Below are 14,731 nucleotides of genomic sequence, written 5' to 3' on the forward strand. Positions count from 1 at the left end.
CAATGCCCTATGTTCCAGTTGCAGAGCTCAAAGATTATGTCGGCAAGGAACTCGGACGTTCCGAATGGCTCACCATCGATCAGGAACGCATCAACCTGTTCGCCGAAGCCACCGGTGATTTTCAGTTCATTCACGTCGACCCGGTCAAAGCCGCGCAAACGCCTTTTGGCAGCACCATTGCCCACGGTTTCCTGTCGTTGTCACTAATGCCCAAACTGATGGAAGACATCCTGATCCTGCCCGAAGGCGTGAAGATGGTCGTCAACTACGGTCTGGACAGTGTGCGTTTCATCCAGCCCGTGAAGGTCAATTCGAAAGTCCGACTCAAGGTCGACATGGTTGAAGTGACCGAGAAGAAACCTGGCCAGTGGCTGCTCAAAGCCACCGCGACACTTGAGATAGAAGGCTCGGACAAACCGGCCTACATCGCCGAACCGCTGTCGCTCTGCTTCGTTTAAGCGCCGGGATGCGAAGCGGCGCACGCTGTTTCGCATCTGCTTCCCCTGAGCGGCTGTATAAGGTCACATAGCTGCGGCATACTCGGTCGCCTAATTGCCCGGATCCCGCTATGCGCTCACTCGCTTGTCTTGCACCCCTTGCCTTGACCCTGTTGCTTGCCGCTTGCGGCGACGGCGAATCGCTGTTGCCCCCGGATGCGCGCCTGCCGGACGGCGGACGCTATCGCGGCGAGTTGGTCGATGGCTTGCTGCAAGGTCAGGGACGTGTCGACTACCCCAACGGCAGCTGGTACGCCGGGCAGTTCGACAAGGGGCAGTGGCATGGGCAGGGCGAATGGCATGGCAGTAATGGCGAGATCTATCGCGGCCAGTTCCAGCAAGGTTTGTTCGACGGTCAGGGCAGCCTGACCACCAATGCCAGCAGTTACACCGGCGGCTTCAAACAGGGCCGGCGTGACGGCGAAGGCACGTTGAAAGAAAACGCCATGACCTACCGTGGCGAATTCAAGGCGGATCAATATTCCGGGCTCGGCCGTCTCGAAATGGATGACGGCAGCTCTTATCAAGGCCAGTTCGCCCACGGCAAACCCAATGGCGAAGGCCAGCGCGGTGATTCCAGCGGTAACTCGTTCACCGGCCATTTCGTCAACGGTCAGCTTGAAGGCAACGGTACGTTCAACAGCGCTGACGGCGACATCTATGTCGGTGGCTTCAAGAACAACCAACTGCACGGCAAGGGCCGCTACGAAAACGCCGACGGCGATGTCTGGCTGGGCCAGTTCAAGGAAGGCGCGCTGACCGGCAAGGGCGAATTGATAGGCGCCGACGGTAGCCATTACATCGGTTCGTTCAGCGACTGGCGCTTCAGCGGTCAGGGTCGCTTGAACCTGTCCGATGGCAGCTTTTATATCGGCGGATTCGACAACGACAGTTATTCGGGGCGCGGCACGCTGGTGCTCACCGACGGCAGTGTCATGAGCGGCACCTGGATCAACGGTCAGCGTGTGCGTGATGCCGATGGCAAATTGCTGCCCGACACCCTCGAACTCGGCTTGCTCGCTCAGGGCCGTTTGCTTGATGAGGCATTGGCGGCGATTCCGCCCTCGACGCCTGCGGTCGAGTTGTACACCCTGACCCTCGGCGGCGACGGCAAGCAGAGCGTGTTCCTGCGCGAATCCGACTACGTCGCCAACATGCTCAATACGCGTTTCGGCGCGCACGGCCAGATTCGTCTGGTCAACCACCGCGACCACCTCGGCGACCGACCGATGGCCACTCGAGAGAACCTGCGCCGTGCTGCACTGACCCTGGCCGAACGCAGCGGTCCGGAAGATTTGCTGTTCATCTACCTGACCAGCCACGGCACCGCCGAACATGAGCTGGTGCTCGACCAGCCGCGCATGGAACTGGCCGACCTGCCCGCCGACGAACTCGCCGCCGTGCTCGCGCCGCTGAAAAACCGCGACAAGATCATCGTGATTTCCGCGTGTTACTCCGGCGGTTTCATCCCGGCGCTCAAAGACGAACGCACGCTGATCATGACCGCCTCGCGCGCAGATCGCGTGTCCTTCGGTTGCTCCGAAGAAGCCAACTTCACCTACTTCGGCGATGCGCTGTTCGCCCAGGCATTGAACCAGACCGACGATCTGGAGCAAGCCTTCAAACTGGCCAGGGCCACCGTCGCCGAGCGTGAACTGGCGGACAATTTCGAAGCCTCGGAGCCGCAGATCTGGGCACCGAAAACCGTGCTGTCGCACTGGCAGCAACTGCGTAAACAGCAAGCGCGAAAAGCTTTGCAAAGTGCTGCGTTGAACGACGGAGCGATAAAGAGCAACTAAGCTGAACAGTATCAAGGGAGAGACACTATGTACTTGACGCCTCAGCACGTATTGCTTGCCGGAGCCACCGGTTTGATCGGTGAACATCTACTTGACCGTTTGCTCAACGAGCCAACGATTTCTCGCGTCCTCGCCCCCTCCCGTCGGCCACTGGCCGAGCATCCGCACCTGGAAAACCCGGTCGGCGACCCACAGGCCTTTCTGCCGCAGCTCAGCGGTCGCGTCGACATCGCCTATTGCTGCCTCGGCACCACCATCAAGCAGGCCGGCTCCGAAGCGGCGTTTCGCGCAGTCGATCTGGACATGGTGGTGGCGTTTGCCAAGCGCGCGCGGGAGATGGGTGCGCGGCATCTGATCGTGATCAGCGCCATCGGCGCCGATCCGAAATCGTCGGTTTTCTACAACCGGGTCAAAGGTGAAATGGAGCAGGCACTGCGCGCGCAAGACTGGCCGCAACTGACCATTTGCCGGCCGTCGCTGTTGCTGGGCGAACGTTCCGAACCACGCCTGGGCGAGCAGTTGGCTGCGCCATTTTCGAAATTGATTCCGGGTAAATACCGGGGAATCGAAGCGTGCCAACTGGCCCGGGCAATGTGGCGGCTGGCGCTGGAGGAGCAGGATGGGGTTCGGGTGATCGAATCGGATGAACTGAGGAAACTGGGCAAATAATCTGAAATCGCTATCGCCAGCAGGCTGGCTCCCACACTGATCCTCAGTGAACACAATATTCGTGGCCAACGAGAAACCTGTGGGAGCCAGCCTGCTGGCGATGGAGTGCGCAGCACTCCCGGGGAAAAAGATCGCAGCCTTCGGCAGCTCCTACATGGATCTTAATTTCACCCTGTAGGAGCTTTTGATCTTTACATCCCGCCAGTCGCCTGAAACCCCACGCCGATCACGGTCAGTAGCGACAACGGCAACAGCAGCGTATCCAGCAAAGCACTCGCCGGCAGGTCCATACCCGGATAACTCGGCGCCTCGGCACCGAATCGATCCATCGCACAACACCCGCCATTCAACGCATACAAATCCAGCCGCGTGCCGGAATACACCAATGGCGCCCCAGGTTTGGCCGCGTCCAGCGTGCGCACAGTGGCGCACCCGGCCAGTTGCAGCGCCAGCACAATCACCAGCAGCTTATTCATCGCTGCTCAAATGATGCTCACCCCAACGTGGCAGCATGTCCTGCGGGATGCCCAGCAGATTGAGAATCCGCGCGACGACGAAATCGATCAGGTCATCGATAGTCTGCGGCTGATGATAAAAACCGGGTGAGGCCGGCAGAATCGTCACGCCCATGTTCGACAGTTTGAGCATGTGCTCCAGATGAATGCTTGAATACGGCGCCTCGCGCGGCACCAGAATCAACTGGCGACGTTCCTTCAAGGTGACGTCGGCTGCGCGTTCGATCAGGTTGTTGCAGGCACCCGTCGCGATGGCCGACAGCGTCCCGGTCGAGCACGGCACAACCACCATCGCCGCTGGCGCGCCAGAGCCCGAGGCCACCGGCGACATCCAGTCTTCCTTGCCGTACACGCGGATCTGCCCGGCGGCGGCCCCGGTGTATTCGGTCAGGAACGCCTGCATCATCTGCGGTTTGGGCGGCAGCGAGACGTCGGTTTCGGTGGCCATCACCAGTTGCGCGGCTTTGGAGATCAGGAAGTGCACCTCGCGATCTTCCCGCACCAGACAATCGAGCAGGCGCAAACCGTACTGCGCGCCTGATGCACCTGTCATCGCCAGCGTGATGCGCTCCGGGCCGCCGTTCTGCGCAAAAGTGTTCATTGCAGCGCCTCGGCGAGTTTGCCGTGCAGGCCGCCGAAGCCGCCGTTGCTCATGATCACCACGTGAGTGCCGGGCTGAGCCTGGCTTTTCACGCGTTCGATGATGCCTTCCAGCGTATCACTGACAATCGACGGCACCTTGCACAGCGCAGCGGTGGCGGCCAGATCCCAGCCAAGGTTGGCCGGGGCGTACCAGATCACCTGATCGGCATCGTTCACGCTGTCCGGCAAACCGTCACGGTGCGCGCCGAGTTTCATCGAGTTGGAGCGTGGCTCGATGATCGCGATCAACGGTGCATCACCGATGCGCTTGCGCAGGCCATCAAGCGTGGTGGCGATCGCCGTCGGGTGATGGGCGAAATCGTCGTAGATGGTGATGCCACGCACTTCCGCGACTTTTTCCATCCGGCGTTTGACGTTCTTGAACGCGCTCAACCCGGCGATGCCCATCGACGGCACCACCCCCACATGACGCGCAGCCGCCAGCGCAGCAAGGGCGTTGGCGACGTTGTGCTGGCCAGTCAATTCCCACTCGACCGTGCCCTGGGACACACCTTCGAACATCACTTCAAAGGCCGAGCCGTCTTCGCTGAGCAATTTGACCTGCCACTGACCGCCAGCACCGGTGGTTTGCACCGGGGTCCAGCAGCCCATCTCGATTACCCGCTGCAAGGCAGGCTCGGTGGTCGGATGGATCACCAGGCCTTCGCTCGGGATGGTGCGCACCAAATGGTGGAATTGCCGTTCGATGGCCGGCAAATCGGGGAAGATGTCTGCGTGATCGAACTCAAGATTGTTGAGGATCGCGGTGCGCGGGCGGTAGTGCACGAACTTCGAACGCTTGTCGAAGAAAGCGCTGTCGTACTCGTCGGCCTCGATCACGAAAAACGGCGTACCGCCCAAACGTGCGGACACCGAGAAGTTCTGCGGCACGCCCCCGATCAGGAAACCCGGGCTCATGCCGGCGTGCTCCAGCACCCAGGCGAGCATGCTGCTGGTGGTGGTTTTGCCATGGGTGCCGGCAACGGCCAGCACCCAGCGACCTTGCAGCACGTGATCAGCCAGCCACTGCGGGCCAGAGACGTACGGCAGGCCTTTGTTCAGCACATATTCCACCGCCGGATTACCGCGCGACATGGCATTACCGATCACCACCAGATCCGGCGCCGGATCGAGCTGAGCCGGATCGTAGCCCTGCGTCAGCTGAATGCCTTGGGCCTCGAGCTGCGTGCTCATCGGCGGATAGACGTTGGCGTCGGAGCCGGTCACGTGATGGCCCAGCTCTTTGGCCAGAACCGCCATCGAGCCCATGAAAGTCCCGCAGATACCCAGAATATGAATGTGCATAGTCGACCTCGTAAAACATGGCCGCAGGTTAGCGTAGGGAGGGGGAAATCGCACCTTGTGTTTCGCCTTTGCCGACGCCTTCGCGAGCAGGCTCGCTCCCACAAGGTTGGCGCTAACCCTGTGGGAGCGAGCCTGCTCGCGAACGGTGCGGCGCGGTTTAGCGGGCAATCCCGTGTTTACGCAGCTTTCTATAGAGGGTATTGCGACTGACCCCAAGCTGCTGCGCCGTCTGCGTCATATGCCAGCGTTGCTGTTCCAGGGCATTCAGCAACGCCAACCGCTCGGCATCCTCCAGCGGATGTTCGGATGAGCAAACCTCCAACACCTGTGGCCGCACCTGCCGAATCATCGCCGGCAAATCCTCCAGACCGATCCGCCCCTCATCACACAACGCCGCCAGCGTGCGCAGGACGTTGCGCAACTGCCGCACATTCCCCGGCCAGTTGAACGCCAACAACGCCTGACGCGCCGGCTCATCAATCACCACCACGTCGCCGCCCGCCTCTTCGGCCAGCAGAAAATCCAGTAGCTGCGATTTATCACTGCGCTCACGCAACGCCGGCAACGCCACTTCCAGGCCGTTGAGCCGGTAATACAGATCCTCGCGAAAACTGCCGTTCTCGACTCGTTCCAGAAGATTGCGGTGAGTCGCACTGATGATCCGCACGTTGACAGCTTCCGGCTCGCCGCCGATCGGCACCACTTGCCGGTCCTCAAGCACTCGCAAGAGACGGGTCTGCAAGGCCAGCGGCATGTCGCCGATTTCATCAAGGAACAATGTGCCGCCATCGGCCTGCTGAAGTTTGCCGCGCATGCCGTCCTTGCGCGCGCCGGTAAAACTGCCTCCGCGATAGCCGAACAGCTCACTTTCGATCAGGCTTTCAGGAATCGCCGCGCAATTGAGGGCAACGAAGGCTTTGCTCGCGCGCTGACTGGCCTGATGCACAGCCTTGGCGAAAGCCTCTTTGCCGGAGCCCGTTTCACCATTGATCAACAGCGGCACATCACGCTCGAAAACCCGCAGGGCTTTGCGAAAATCGGCCTGCAACGCCGCGTCACCGAGACAAATCCCCGACAGGCGCGGAGCGTGCGCCACGACCGACGCGGGCATGATCGGCGTCGTTTTGCGCGACTCGCCGCGCAACACCGCAAACAGATTTCGCCCGTCACGGGTGCGTAACGGCCAACTCGCGCTGGCATTGGCACTCGCACGACCGAGCAATTCATCCAGCGAACAATCGAAAAACGCCTCGACAGGTTTACCGAGCAATCCACCGCGGATGTGCCCAAGCAGGTTCAGCGCACTCTGGTTGACTGCACTGATCCGCCCTTCTCCATCAAATGCCAGCAGCCCTTCGCTGAACAGCCCGACGGACTCGGCCTGTAAATGAAAGCGCAGCAACCATTGATTATCGAAACAGCGCAGGAAGTAGCAGCTCTCGATCATCTTCGCCGACAGATTGACCAGCGCCATGGTGTGGAACTGGCTCTGCCGCGAGACGTCGTGACGTGCCGAGGACACATCAAGCACCGCCAGCAATTCGCCGTGCGGATCGAACACCGGGCTCGCCGAGCAGGTCAGGCCGGTGTGGCGCCCGCGGAAATGTTCATCCTGATGAATGGTCAGCGCCTGGCGTTCGACCAGGCAAGTGCCGATGCCATTGGTACCTTCACAGGCTTCGCTCCAGTCGGCGCCGAGCCAGAGGCCGGCACGCTCGAAAATCTTGCGTTCGGCCGGCGCGGTAACGCAGTTGAGGATCACCCCACGGGCATCGGTCAGCAGCACCGCGTGTCCGGCACCGGAGAGTTGCTGATGCAGGCTGCTCATTTCATTGCCGGCAATCTGCAACACCTGTTGCAGGCGCTCGCGGCTTTCAAGAACGCGCCCATGTTCGAGCACGGTAGGCGCCATGCTCAGCGCTGGGTCGAGGTGATAGTCCTCAACACAGCGCAGCCACGACCGGGCTATCGACGGATCGGCTCCCGGCCCGTGCAGATGCGGTTTGCCCTGGGTAACGGTGAGCACCTGTTGGGCATGGCGACTCAAATGATTGTTGTGCATTTCTTATTGTTCTCCCCGAAGCTCGACGGCCCAATGCTGAGGTGACGCCCAGCATCCTCCAGCCAACCAGCGTTTGCAATGCTGGCAAGACTGCCCGGTCACTGGCTGTGCCAAAAGCGGTACAAACTGTCACTCAGCCTGTACCGAAACCGTCACAGCTGCGATCCGCCCGTCCGACACAAACCACGCAACGCCTTGATTTACATGACCCGCACGGCGGTGGCCCGACCTTTGCTCTACGCTTATAGCAAGCGCACTTGCGCGTTTCTCTAATAAGTACAAAGCCAAGGAGAACATCATCATGCGTTACGCTCACCCCGGTACTGAAGGCGCCAAAGTCTCGTTCAAGAGCAAGTACGGTAACTACATCGGCGGCGAGTTCGTCGCGCCTGTCAAAGGTCAGTACTTCACCAACACTTCGCCAGTCAATGGCCAACCGATTGCCGAATTCCCCCGCTCCACTGCCGAAGACATCGACAAGGCACTGGATGCCGCCCACGCCGCCGCTGACGCCTGGGGTGCAACCTCGGTGCAGGCGCGTTCGCTGGTCCTGCTGAAAATCGCCGACCGTATCGAACAGAACCTCGAACTGCTGGCGATCACCGAAACCTGGGACAACGGCAAAGCCATCCGCGAAACCCTAAATGCCGATATCCCGCTGGCTGCCGACCACTTCCGCTACTACGCCGGTTGCATCCGCGCGCAGGAGGGCAGCGCAGCCGAAATCGACGGCAACACCGTGGCTTATCACATCCATGAACCACTGGGCGTAGTCGGCCAGATCATCCCGTGGAACTTCCCGATCCTGATGGCCGCCTGGAAACTCGCGCCAGCGCTGGCGGCGGGAAACTGCGTGGTGCTCAAGCCTGCCGAGCAAACGCCGCTGGGTATTTCCGTGCTGGTCGAACTGATCGGCGATCTGCTGCCGCCGGGCGTGCTGAACGTTGTGCAGGGCTTCGGCAAAGAAGCCGGCGAAGCGCTGGCGACCAGCAAACGCATCGCCAAGATTGCCTTTACCGGCTCGACGCCGGTTGGCTCGCACATCATGAAATGCGCTGCTGAAAACATCATTCCGTCCACCGTGGAACTGGGCGGCAAATCGCCGAACATCTTCTTCGAAGACATCATGCAGGCCGAACCAACCTTCATCGAGAAAGCTGCCGAAGGTCTGGTGCTGGCGTTCTTCAACCAGGGCGAAGTCTGCACCTGCCCGTCTCGCGCACTGGTTCAGGAATCGATCTACGACGAGTTCATGGCCGTCGTGATGAAGAAAGTCCTGCAAATCAAACGTGGCGATCCGTTGGACACCGACACCATGGTTGGCGCCCAGGCGTCCGAGCAGCAATTCGACAAGATCCTGTCCTACCTGGAAATCGCCAAGGGCGAAGGCGCGGAGCTGCTGACCGGCGGCAAAGTGGAAAAACTCGAGGGCAATCTGTCGACCGGCTATTACATCCAGCCGACCTTGCTCAAAGGCACCAACAAGATGCGCGTGTTCCAGGAAGAAATCTTCGGCCCGGTGGTGAGCATCACCACGTTCAAGGACGAAGCCGAAGCCCTGGCCATCGCCAACGACACCGAGTTCGGCCTCGGCGCCGGCCTGTGGACCCGCGACATCAACCGCGCCTACCGCATGGGCCGGGCGATCAAGGCCGGTCGCGTCTGGACCAACTGCTACCACCTGTACCCGGCGCACGCCGCGTTCGGCGGCTACAAGAAGTCCGGCGTTGGTCGTGAAACCCACAAAATGATGCTCGATCACTATCAGCAGACCAAGAACCTGCTGGTGAGCTACGACATCAATCCGCTGGGCTTCTTCTAAAGCATCAGGGCGAGGCAGGTGTTCCTGGCTCGCCCTTTCGACCGCTTTCGCGAGCAGACTCGCTGCCACAGGGAATTGCGTGCCCCGCAATGCTCGACCCGACACACATCCAGTGTGGGAGCGAGCCTGCTCGCGAAAGCGATGTGCGATTCAACCCACGGTCCCTGGCTCTGCAACTGGGCCAATAAAACAATAAAAATGGTGCACCCTATGCCTATCGAATCCCCCGCTGGCGCTCCGGCGACCGGCTCATCCGTCGACTTTGAAAAAGTCGGCTCGGACTACTTCCAACAACGCGAATTGAAAAAAGGCGCCGCCGGCTGGGTTCTGCTGGTGGGGCTGGGTGTCGCGTATGTGATCTCAGGCGACTATGCAGGCTGGAACTTCGGCTTGGCGCAGGGCGGTTGGGGCGGGATGTTCCTCGCGACGCTGCTGATGGCCACCATGTATCTGTGCATGTGTTTTTCCCTGGCCGAACTGTCCTCGATGATTCCCACCGCCGGTGGCGGCTACGGCTTTGCCCGCAGCGCGTTCGGCCCGTGGGGCGGCTTCCTGACCGGGACCGCGATCCTCATCGAATACGCCATCGCACCCGCCGCAATTGCCGTGTTCATCGGCGCCTATTGCGAGTCGCTGTTCGGCATCGGCGGCTGGATGATTTATCTGGCGTTCTACATCATTTTTATCGCCATCCACATCTTCGGGGTCGGCGAAGCATTGAAGCTGATGTTCGTCATCACTGCCGTCGCCGCACTGGCGCTCGGCGTGTTCCTGGTGGCGATGGTGCCGCACTTCGACGTCGCCAACCTGCTCGACATCCCGGTGACCAGTGCTGCCGGCGCCAGCCCTTTCCTGCCGTTCGGCTATGTCGGCGTCTGGGCGGCGATTCCTTACGCGATCTGGTTTTTCCTCGCCGTTGAGGGCGTGCCGTTGGCTGCCGAAGAAACCAAAAACCCGAAACGTGACCTGCCACGCGGACTCATCGGCGCCATGCTGGTGCTGCTGGCCTTTGCCCTGCTGATCCTGATCGTCGGGCCTGGTGGTGCGGGTGCCAATTCGCTGCTGACGTCGGGCAACCCGCTGGTTGAAGCGCTGAGCAAAGCCTATGGCGGCTCGACCTGGATGGGCGGTTTCGTCAATCTCGTGGGCCTGGCCGGGTTGATCGCCAGTTTCTTCTCGATCATCTATGCCTACTCGCGGCAGATTTTCGCCTTGTCGCGCGCAGGCTACCTGCCACGAAAACTCTCCCAGACCAACAAAAGCAAGGCGCCAGTGCTGGCGCTGATCATTCCAGGGATCATCGGTTTTGGTCTGTCGCTGACCGGCCAGGGCGACCTGCTGATTCTGGTAGCGGTGTTCGGCGCGACCATTTCCTATGTACTGATGATGGCGGCGCACATCACGCTGCGCATCCGCCGCCCCAAAATGGATCGGCCGTACCGCACGCCTGGCGGCATTTTCACCTCCGGCGTGGCGCTGGTGCTGGCTTGCATCGCCGTCATCGCGGGGTTCCTGGTCGACCCACGGGTCGTGATCGGCGCCGCTATCATCTATGGAGTGTTAATTGCTTACTTTGCTTTCTACAGTCGACATCACTTGGTAGCAGGTACGCCGGAAGAAGAATTCGCGGCGATTCAGAACGCTGAAAAAGCCCTGCACTGACTGCCGAAAACCACGGCGCAGGACAGACCTGCGCCGTCACGGAGAATTCTGTATGGCGAGTTTCGCTCACACGGTTGGCGCCCAGACCTACCGCTTCGACAGCCTCAAGGACGTCATGGCCAAGGCCAGCCCGGCGCGTTCCGGGGACTTTCTGGCGGGTGTTGCCGCTCTCAACGACGGCGAGCGCGTGGCCGCGCAAATGGCGCTGGCCGACATCCCGCTGACACATTTCCTACAGGAAGCACTGATTCCTTACGAAGCCGATGAAGTCACCCGGCTGATCATCGACACTCATGACAAACCGGCCTTCGCCGTGGTCAGCCACCTCACCGTCGGTGGTTTTCGCGACTGGCTGCTCAGCGACGCCGCTGACGAAACAAGTCTGCGCGCCCTTGCCCCCGGCCTGACCCCGGAAATGGTCGCCGCCGTGTCGAAGATCATGCGCGTTCAGGATCTGGTGCTGGTGGCGCAGAAGATCCGCGTGGTCACAAAGTTTCGCGGCACTCTCGGTTTGCACGGGCGCCTGTCGACCCGCCTGCAACCGAATCACCCCACCGACGAGCCCTCCGGCATCGCCGCGAGCATTCTCGACGGCCTGCTGTACGGCAACGGCGACGCGATGATCGGCATCAACCCGGCCACCGACAGCATCGCCTCGATCTGCGCGATGCTGGAAATGCTCGACGCGATCATCCAGCGCTACGACATCCCGACCCAGGCCTGCGTGCTGACCCACGTCACGACCTCCATCGAGGCGATCAACCGTGGCGTGCCATTGGATCTGGTATTTCAGTCGATCGCCGGCACCGAGGCGGCCAATGCCAGTTTCGGCATCAACCTGAATGTGTTGCAGGAAGGCTACGACGCCGGATTAAGCCTGAACCGCGGCACCCTCGGGCAAAACCTGATGTATTTCGAAACAGGGCAAGGCAGCGCCCTGTCGGCAAACGCCCACCACGGCGTCGATCAACAGACCTGCGAGACAAGAGCCTACGCCGTGGCGCGACATTTCAAGCCGTTTTTGGTGAACACCGTCGTAGGATTTATCGGCCCGGAATACCTCTACAACGGCAAACAGATCATCCGCGCCGGCCTCGAAGACCACTTCTGCGGCAAGTTGCTCGGCGTGCCGATGGGTTGCGACATCTGCTACACCAACCACGCCGAAGCCGATCAGGACGACATGGACACCCTGCTGACCCTGCTCGGTGTGGCGGGGATCAACTTCATCATGGGCATCCCCGGCTCCGACGACATCATGCTCAACTACCAGACCACCTCGTTCCACGACGCGCTCTACGCGCGCCAGACGCTGGGCCTGAAACCAGCCCCGGAATTTGAACAGTGGCTGGCGAACATGGGCATCTTCACCCAGGCGGACGGTAAGGTCCGCTTCGGCAACAACCTGCCGCCGGCCTTCCGCCAGGCCCTGGCGCAACTGGGATGAGCCTGATGGATAAACCGCCTGTCGACCCACAAAACCCATGGCTGGAACTGCGTCGCCTGACGCCGGCGCGAATCGCCCTCGGCCGCACCGGCACCAGCCTGCCAACCAGCGCGCAACTGGATTTCCAGTACGCCCACGCTCAGGCGCGGGATGCGGTGCATCTGCCGTTCGATCATGCCGGACTCAGTGCACAACTGAGTGAGCGTGGGCGCGAAAGCCTGCTTTTGCACAGCGCAGCGGTGGACCGCAACAGCTACCTGCAACGTCCGGATCTGGGACGCAAGCTCAGCGACGAGTCAGCGCAGGCCTTGCGCGATTACGCAGCGGCCCATCCGGGCGGCGTCGATCTGGCGATTGTCGTGGCTGACGGTCTATCGGCGCTGGCGGTGCATCGGCATACGCTGCCGTTTCTGCTCCGGCTGGAAGAGCAAATGGGCGGCGACGGCTGGTCGATTGCGCCCCTCGTTCTGGTAGAACAGGGTCGCGTTGCCGTCGGCGACGAGATCGGTCAACTGCTCGGCGCAAAAATGGTCGTCATGCTGATCGGTGAACGCCCTGGCCTCAGCTCGCCGGACAGCCTCGGTTTGTATTTCACCTACAATCCAAAAATCGGATTGACCGACGCCTATCGCAATTGCATTTCCAACGTACGGCTTGAAGGCTTGAGCTACGGCATGGCGGCGCATCGCTTGCTGTACCTGATGCGCGAAGCCTGTCGGCGACAGCTGTCGGGGGTCAACCTGAAGGACGAAGCACAGGTTCAGACGCTGGAGTCGGACGCTGGAGCGGACATGAAAGGAAATTTCCTACTCGATCCGCCCCCAGCCTGAACCGTTTCCGCATTGCGTTTCTGCGCTGGTTTAAGGCAGGATCGACGCACGGCCGCCAGGGTTCCCCATCGCCGTCAGAGCAGTTGAAGACAGCCACTTGAAGACGAGACCTATCATGCGGATTATTCAAGCGACCCTCGAACATCTGGATTTGTTGACTCCGTTGTTCGTCAAATATCGCGAGTTCTACGGCTCCCTGCCTTACCCGGATTCCTCCCGCGCGTTTCTCGAAAAACGCCTGCGCCGCAAAGAGTCGGTGATCTATCTGGCTCTGGCCGATGATGACGACAAAAAGCTGATGGGCTTCTGTCAGCTGTATCCAAGCTTCTCCTCGCTGTCGCTCAAACGCGTGTGGATCCTCAACGACATCTACGTCGCCGAAGACGCTCGGCGCCAACTGGTCGCCGACAACCTGATCCGTACCGCGAAGAAAATGGCCAAGGAAACCCAGGCCGTGCGCATGCGCGTCTCCACCAGTGCCAATAACGAAGTGGCGCAGAAAACCTACGAATCGATTGGCTTCAAGGAAGACACCGAGTTCAAGAACTACGTGCTGCCGATCAGCGACGAGCTATAACGCCAGTTTGACGAGTCTATTTGTGGCCAGGGGAGCTCCCTCGCCACAAAAACTCACGCCCCCACAACTCCGTATCTCTGACAATTCCTCACACCTCGACATCCCGCGCTACAAAACCAACACGCGCGTCATCATTCAAACCGTATAATCCCGATCTTCCCGGCTTGTAAGAAAAACTACATCCCGCTGTAGGCTTACACGAAGTCATCCGCACAGGCCCACTGAGTAGGGCCGCCATACAGGTGCCCCCATGGATTTCAACCCGCTCGACCTTATCCTGCATCTCGACGTTTACCTCGACTTGCTGGTGAACAACTACGGGCCGTGGATCTACGCCATCCTGTTTCTGGTGATTTTCTGTGAAACCGGTCTGGTGGTGATGCCGTTCCTGCCTGGCGATTCGCTGCTGTTCATTGCCGGCGCTGTTGCGGCTGGCGGCGGCATGGACCCAGTGCTGTTAGGCGGTCTGCTGATGCTCGCTGCGATCCTGGGCGACAGCACCAACTACGTCATCGGGCGAACGGCTGGCGAAAAGCTGTTCAGCAACCCGAACTCGAAAATCTTCCGCCGCGACTATCTGCAAAAGACCCACGATTTCTATGACAAGCACGGCGGCAAAACCGTGACCTTGGCGCGCTTCCTGCCAATCATCCGGACTTTCGCACCGTTCGTCGCCGGTGTAGCGCGGATGCCGTACCCGCGTTTCTTCGGTTTCAGCGTGCTGGGCACCATCCTCTGGGTGGGCGGACTGGTGACCCTGGGTTACTTCTTCGGCAACGTACCGTTCATCAAGAAAAACCTGTCGTTGCTGGTGGTCGCCATCATTCTGCTGTCGCTGATTCCGATGATCATCGGCGTGGTGCGCAGCCGTTTCGGCGGCACCAAAGTCCAATCGCACTAAGCC

General features: G+C 60.5%; 13 protein-coding genes. 9 read left to right on the forward strand and 4 right to left on the reverse strand.

All coding sequences use genetic code 11. From position 1 onward, the window contains the following. Positions 1–2: 2 nt before the first annotated feature. The 3 genes from JJD74_RS09475 (at position 3) to JJD74_RS09485 (ending at position 2,965) form a co-directional block, all read left to right on the forward strand. Positions 3–458 carry a MaoC family dehydratase gene (locus JJD74_RS09475; protein WP_042561263.1) on the forward strand — a complete coding sequence of 152 codons (456 nt, stop codon included), beginning with the start codon at positions 3–5 and terminating at the stop codon, positions 456–458. Positions 459–568: 110 nt separating this feature from the next. Further along, positions 569–2,296 (forward strand): C13 family peptidase, encoded by a 1,728-nt coding sequence (locus tag JJD74_RS09480; RefSeq protein WP_047303611.1) that lies wholly within the window; start codon positions 569–571, stop codon positions 2,294–2,296. A gap of 27 nt (positions 2,297–2,323) precedes the next feature. Continuing rightward, positions 2,324–2,965 carry an oxidoreductase gene (locus JJD74_RS09485; protein WP_200613252.1) on the forward strand — a complete coding sequence of 214 codons (642 nt, stop codon included), beginning with the start codon at positions 2,324–2,326 and terminating at the stop codon, positions 2,963–2,965. 191 nt (positions 2,966–3,156) lie between these two features. Here the strand turns inward: JJD74_RS09485 and JJD74_RS09490 are convergent, their stop codons facing one another. The 4 genes from JJD74_RS09490 to JJD74_RS09505 all read right to left on the reverse strand — a co-directional run bounded on the left by JJD74_RS09490 (position 3,157) and on the right by JJD74_RS09505 (position 7,489). Further along, positions 3,157–3,441 carry a YceK/YidQ family lipoprotein gene (locus JJD74_RS09490; RefSeq protein WP_200613255.1) on the reverse strand — a complete coding sequence of 95 codons (285 nt, stop codon included), beginning with the start codon at positions 3,439–3,441 and terminating at the stop codon, positions 3,157–3,159. Beyond that, positions 3,434–4,081, reverse strand: a complete 648-nt coding sequence (ubiX, locus tag JJD74_RS09495) for a flavin prenyltransferase UbiX (protein WP_042561267.1) — start codon at positions 4,079–4,081, stop codon at positions 3,434–3,436. Before ubiX ends, JJD74_RS09490 begins: the two co-directional genes overlap by 8 nt. After that, positions 4,078–5,427 carry a UDP-N-acetylmuramate:L-alanyl-gamma-D-glutamyl-meso-diaminopimelate ligase gene (gene mpl / locus JJD74_RS09500; RefSeq protein ID WP_042561268.1) on the reverse strand — a complete coding sequence of 450 codons (1,350 nt, stop codon included), beginning with the start codon at positions 5,425–5,427 and terminating at the stop codon, positions 4,078–4,080. Before mpl ends, ubiX begins: the two co-directional genes overlap by 4 nt. Positions 5,428–5,584: 157 nt before the next feature. Then, the gene (locus JJD74_RS09505; RefSeq protein ID WP_200613258.1) at positions 5,585–7,489 is read right to left on the reverse strand and encodes a sigma-54-dependent Fis family transcriptional regulator; all 1,905 of its coding nucleotides are present in this window, start codon (positions 7,487–7,489) and stop codon (positions 5,585–5,587) included. A gap of 301 nt (positions 7,490–7,790) precedes the next feature. Here JJD74_RS09505 and exaC point away from each other — a divergent pair, with 301 nt between their 5' ends. From exaC to JJD74_RS09535, 6 genes are all read left to right on the forward strand, one after another. Further along, positions 7,791–9,311, forward strand: coding sequence for an acetaldehyde dehydrogenase ExaC (exaC, locus tag JJD74_RS09510; protein WP_042561269.1), 1,521 nt, complete (start codon positions 7,791–7,793; stop codon positions 9,309–9,311). Positions 9,312–9,521: 210 nt separating this feature from the next. After that, the gene (eat, locus tag JJD74_RS09515; RefSeq protein WP_042561270.1) at positions 9,522–10,973 is read left to right on the forward strand and encodes an ethanolamine permease; all 1,452 of its coding nucleotides are present in this window, start codon (positions 9,522–9,524) and stop codon (positions 10,971–10,973) included. 52 nt (positions 10,974–11,025) lie between these two features. Beyond that, entirely contained in the window at positions 11,026–12,420 is a 1,395-nt protein-coding gene (locus JJD74_RS09520; protein WP_042561271.1) for an ethanolamine ammonia-lyase subunit EutB, read from the forward strand. A gap of 2 nt (positions 12,421–12,422) precedes the next feature. Continuing rightward, a complete protein-coding gene (eutC, locus tag JJD74_RS09525; RefSeq protein ID WP_395599681.1) occupies positions 12,423–13,250 on the forward strand; it encodes an ethanolamine ammonia-lyase subunit EutC in 828 nt (275 codons plus the stop codon). A 115-nt stretch (positions 13,251–13,365) separates the two neighbouring features. Further along, the gene (locus JJD74_RS09530; protein WP_016773002.1) at positions 13,366–13,827 is read left to right on the forward strand and encodes a GNAT family N-acetyltransferase; all 462 of its coding nucleotides are present in this window, start codon (positions 13,366–13,368) and stop codon (positions 13,825–13,827) included. 250 nt (positions 13,828–14,077) lie between these two features. Further along, positions 14,078–14,728, forward strand: coding sequence for a DedA family protein (locus JJD74_RS09535; protein WP_042561272.1), 651 nt, complete (start codon positions 14,078–14,080; stop codon positions 14,726–14,728). Positions 14,729–14,731 lie beyond the last annotated feature (3 nt).

This window comes from Pseudomonas sp. MF6776 (assembly GCF_016613125.1).
GTDB classification, from domain to species: domain Bacteria; phylum Pseudomonadota; class Gammaproteobacteria; order Pseudomonadales; family Pseudomonadaceae; genus Aquipseudomonas; species Aquipseudomonas iridis.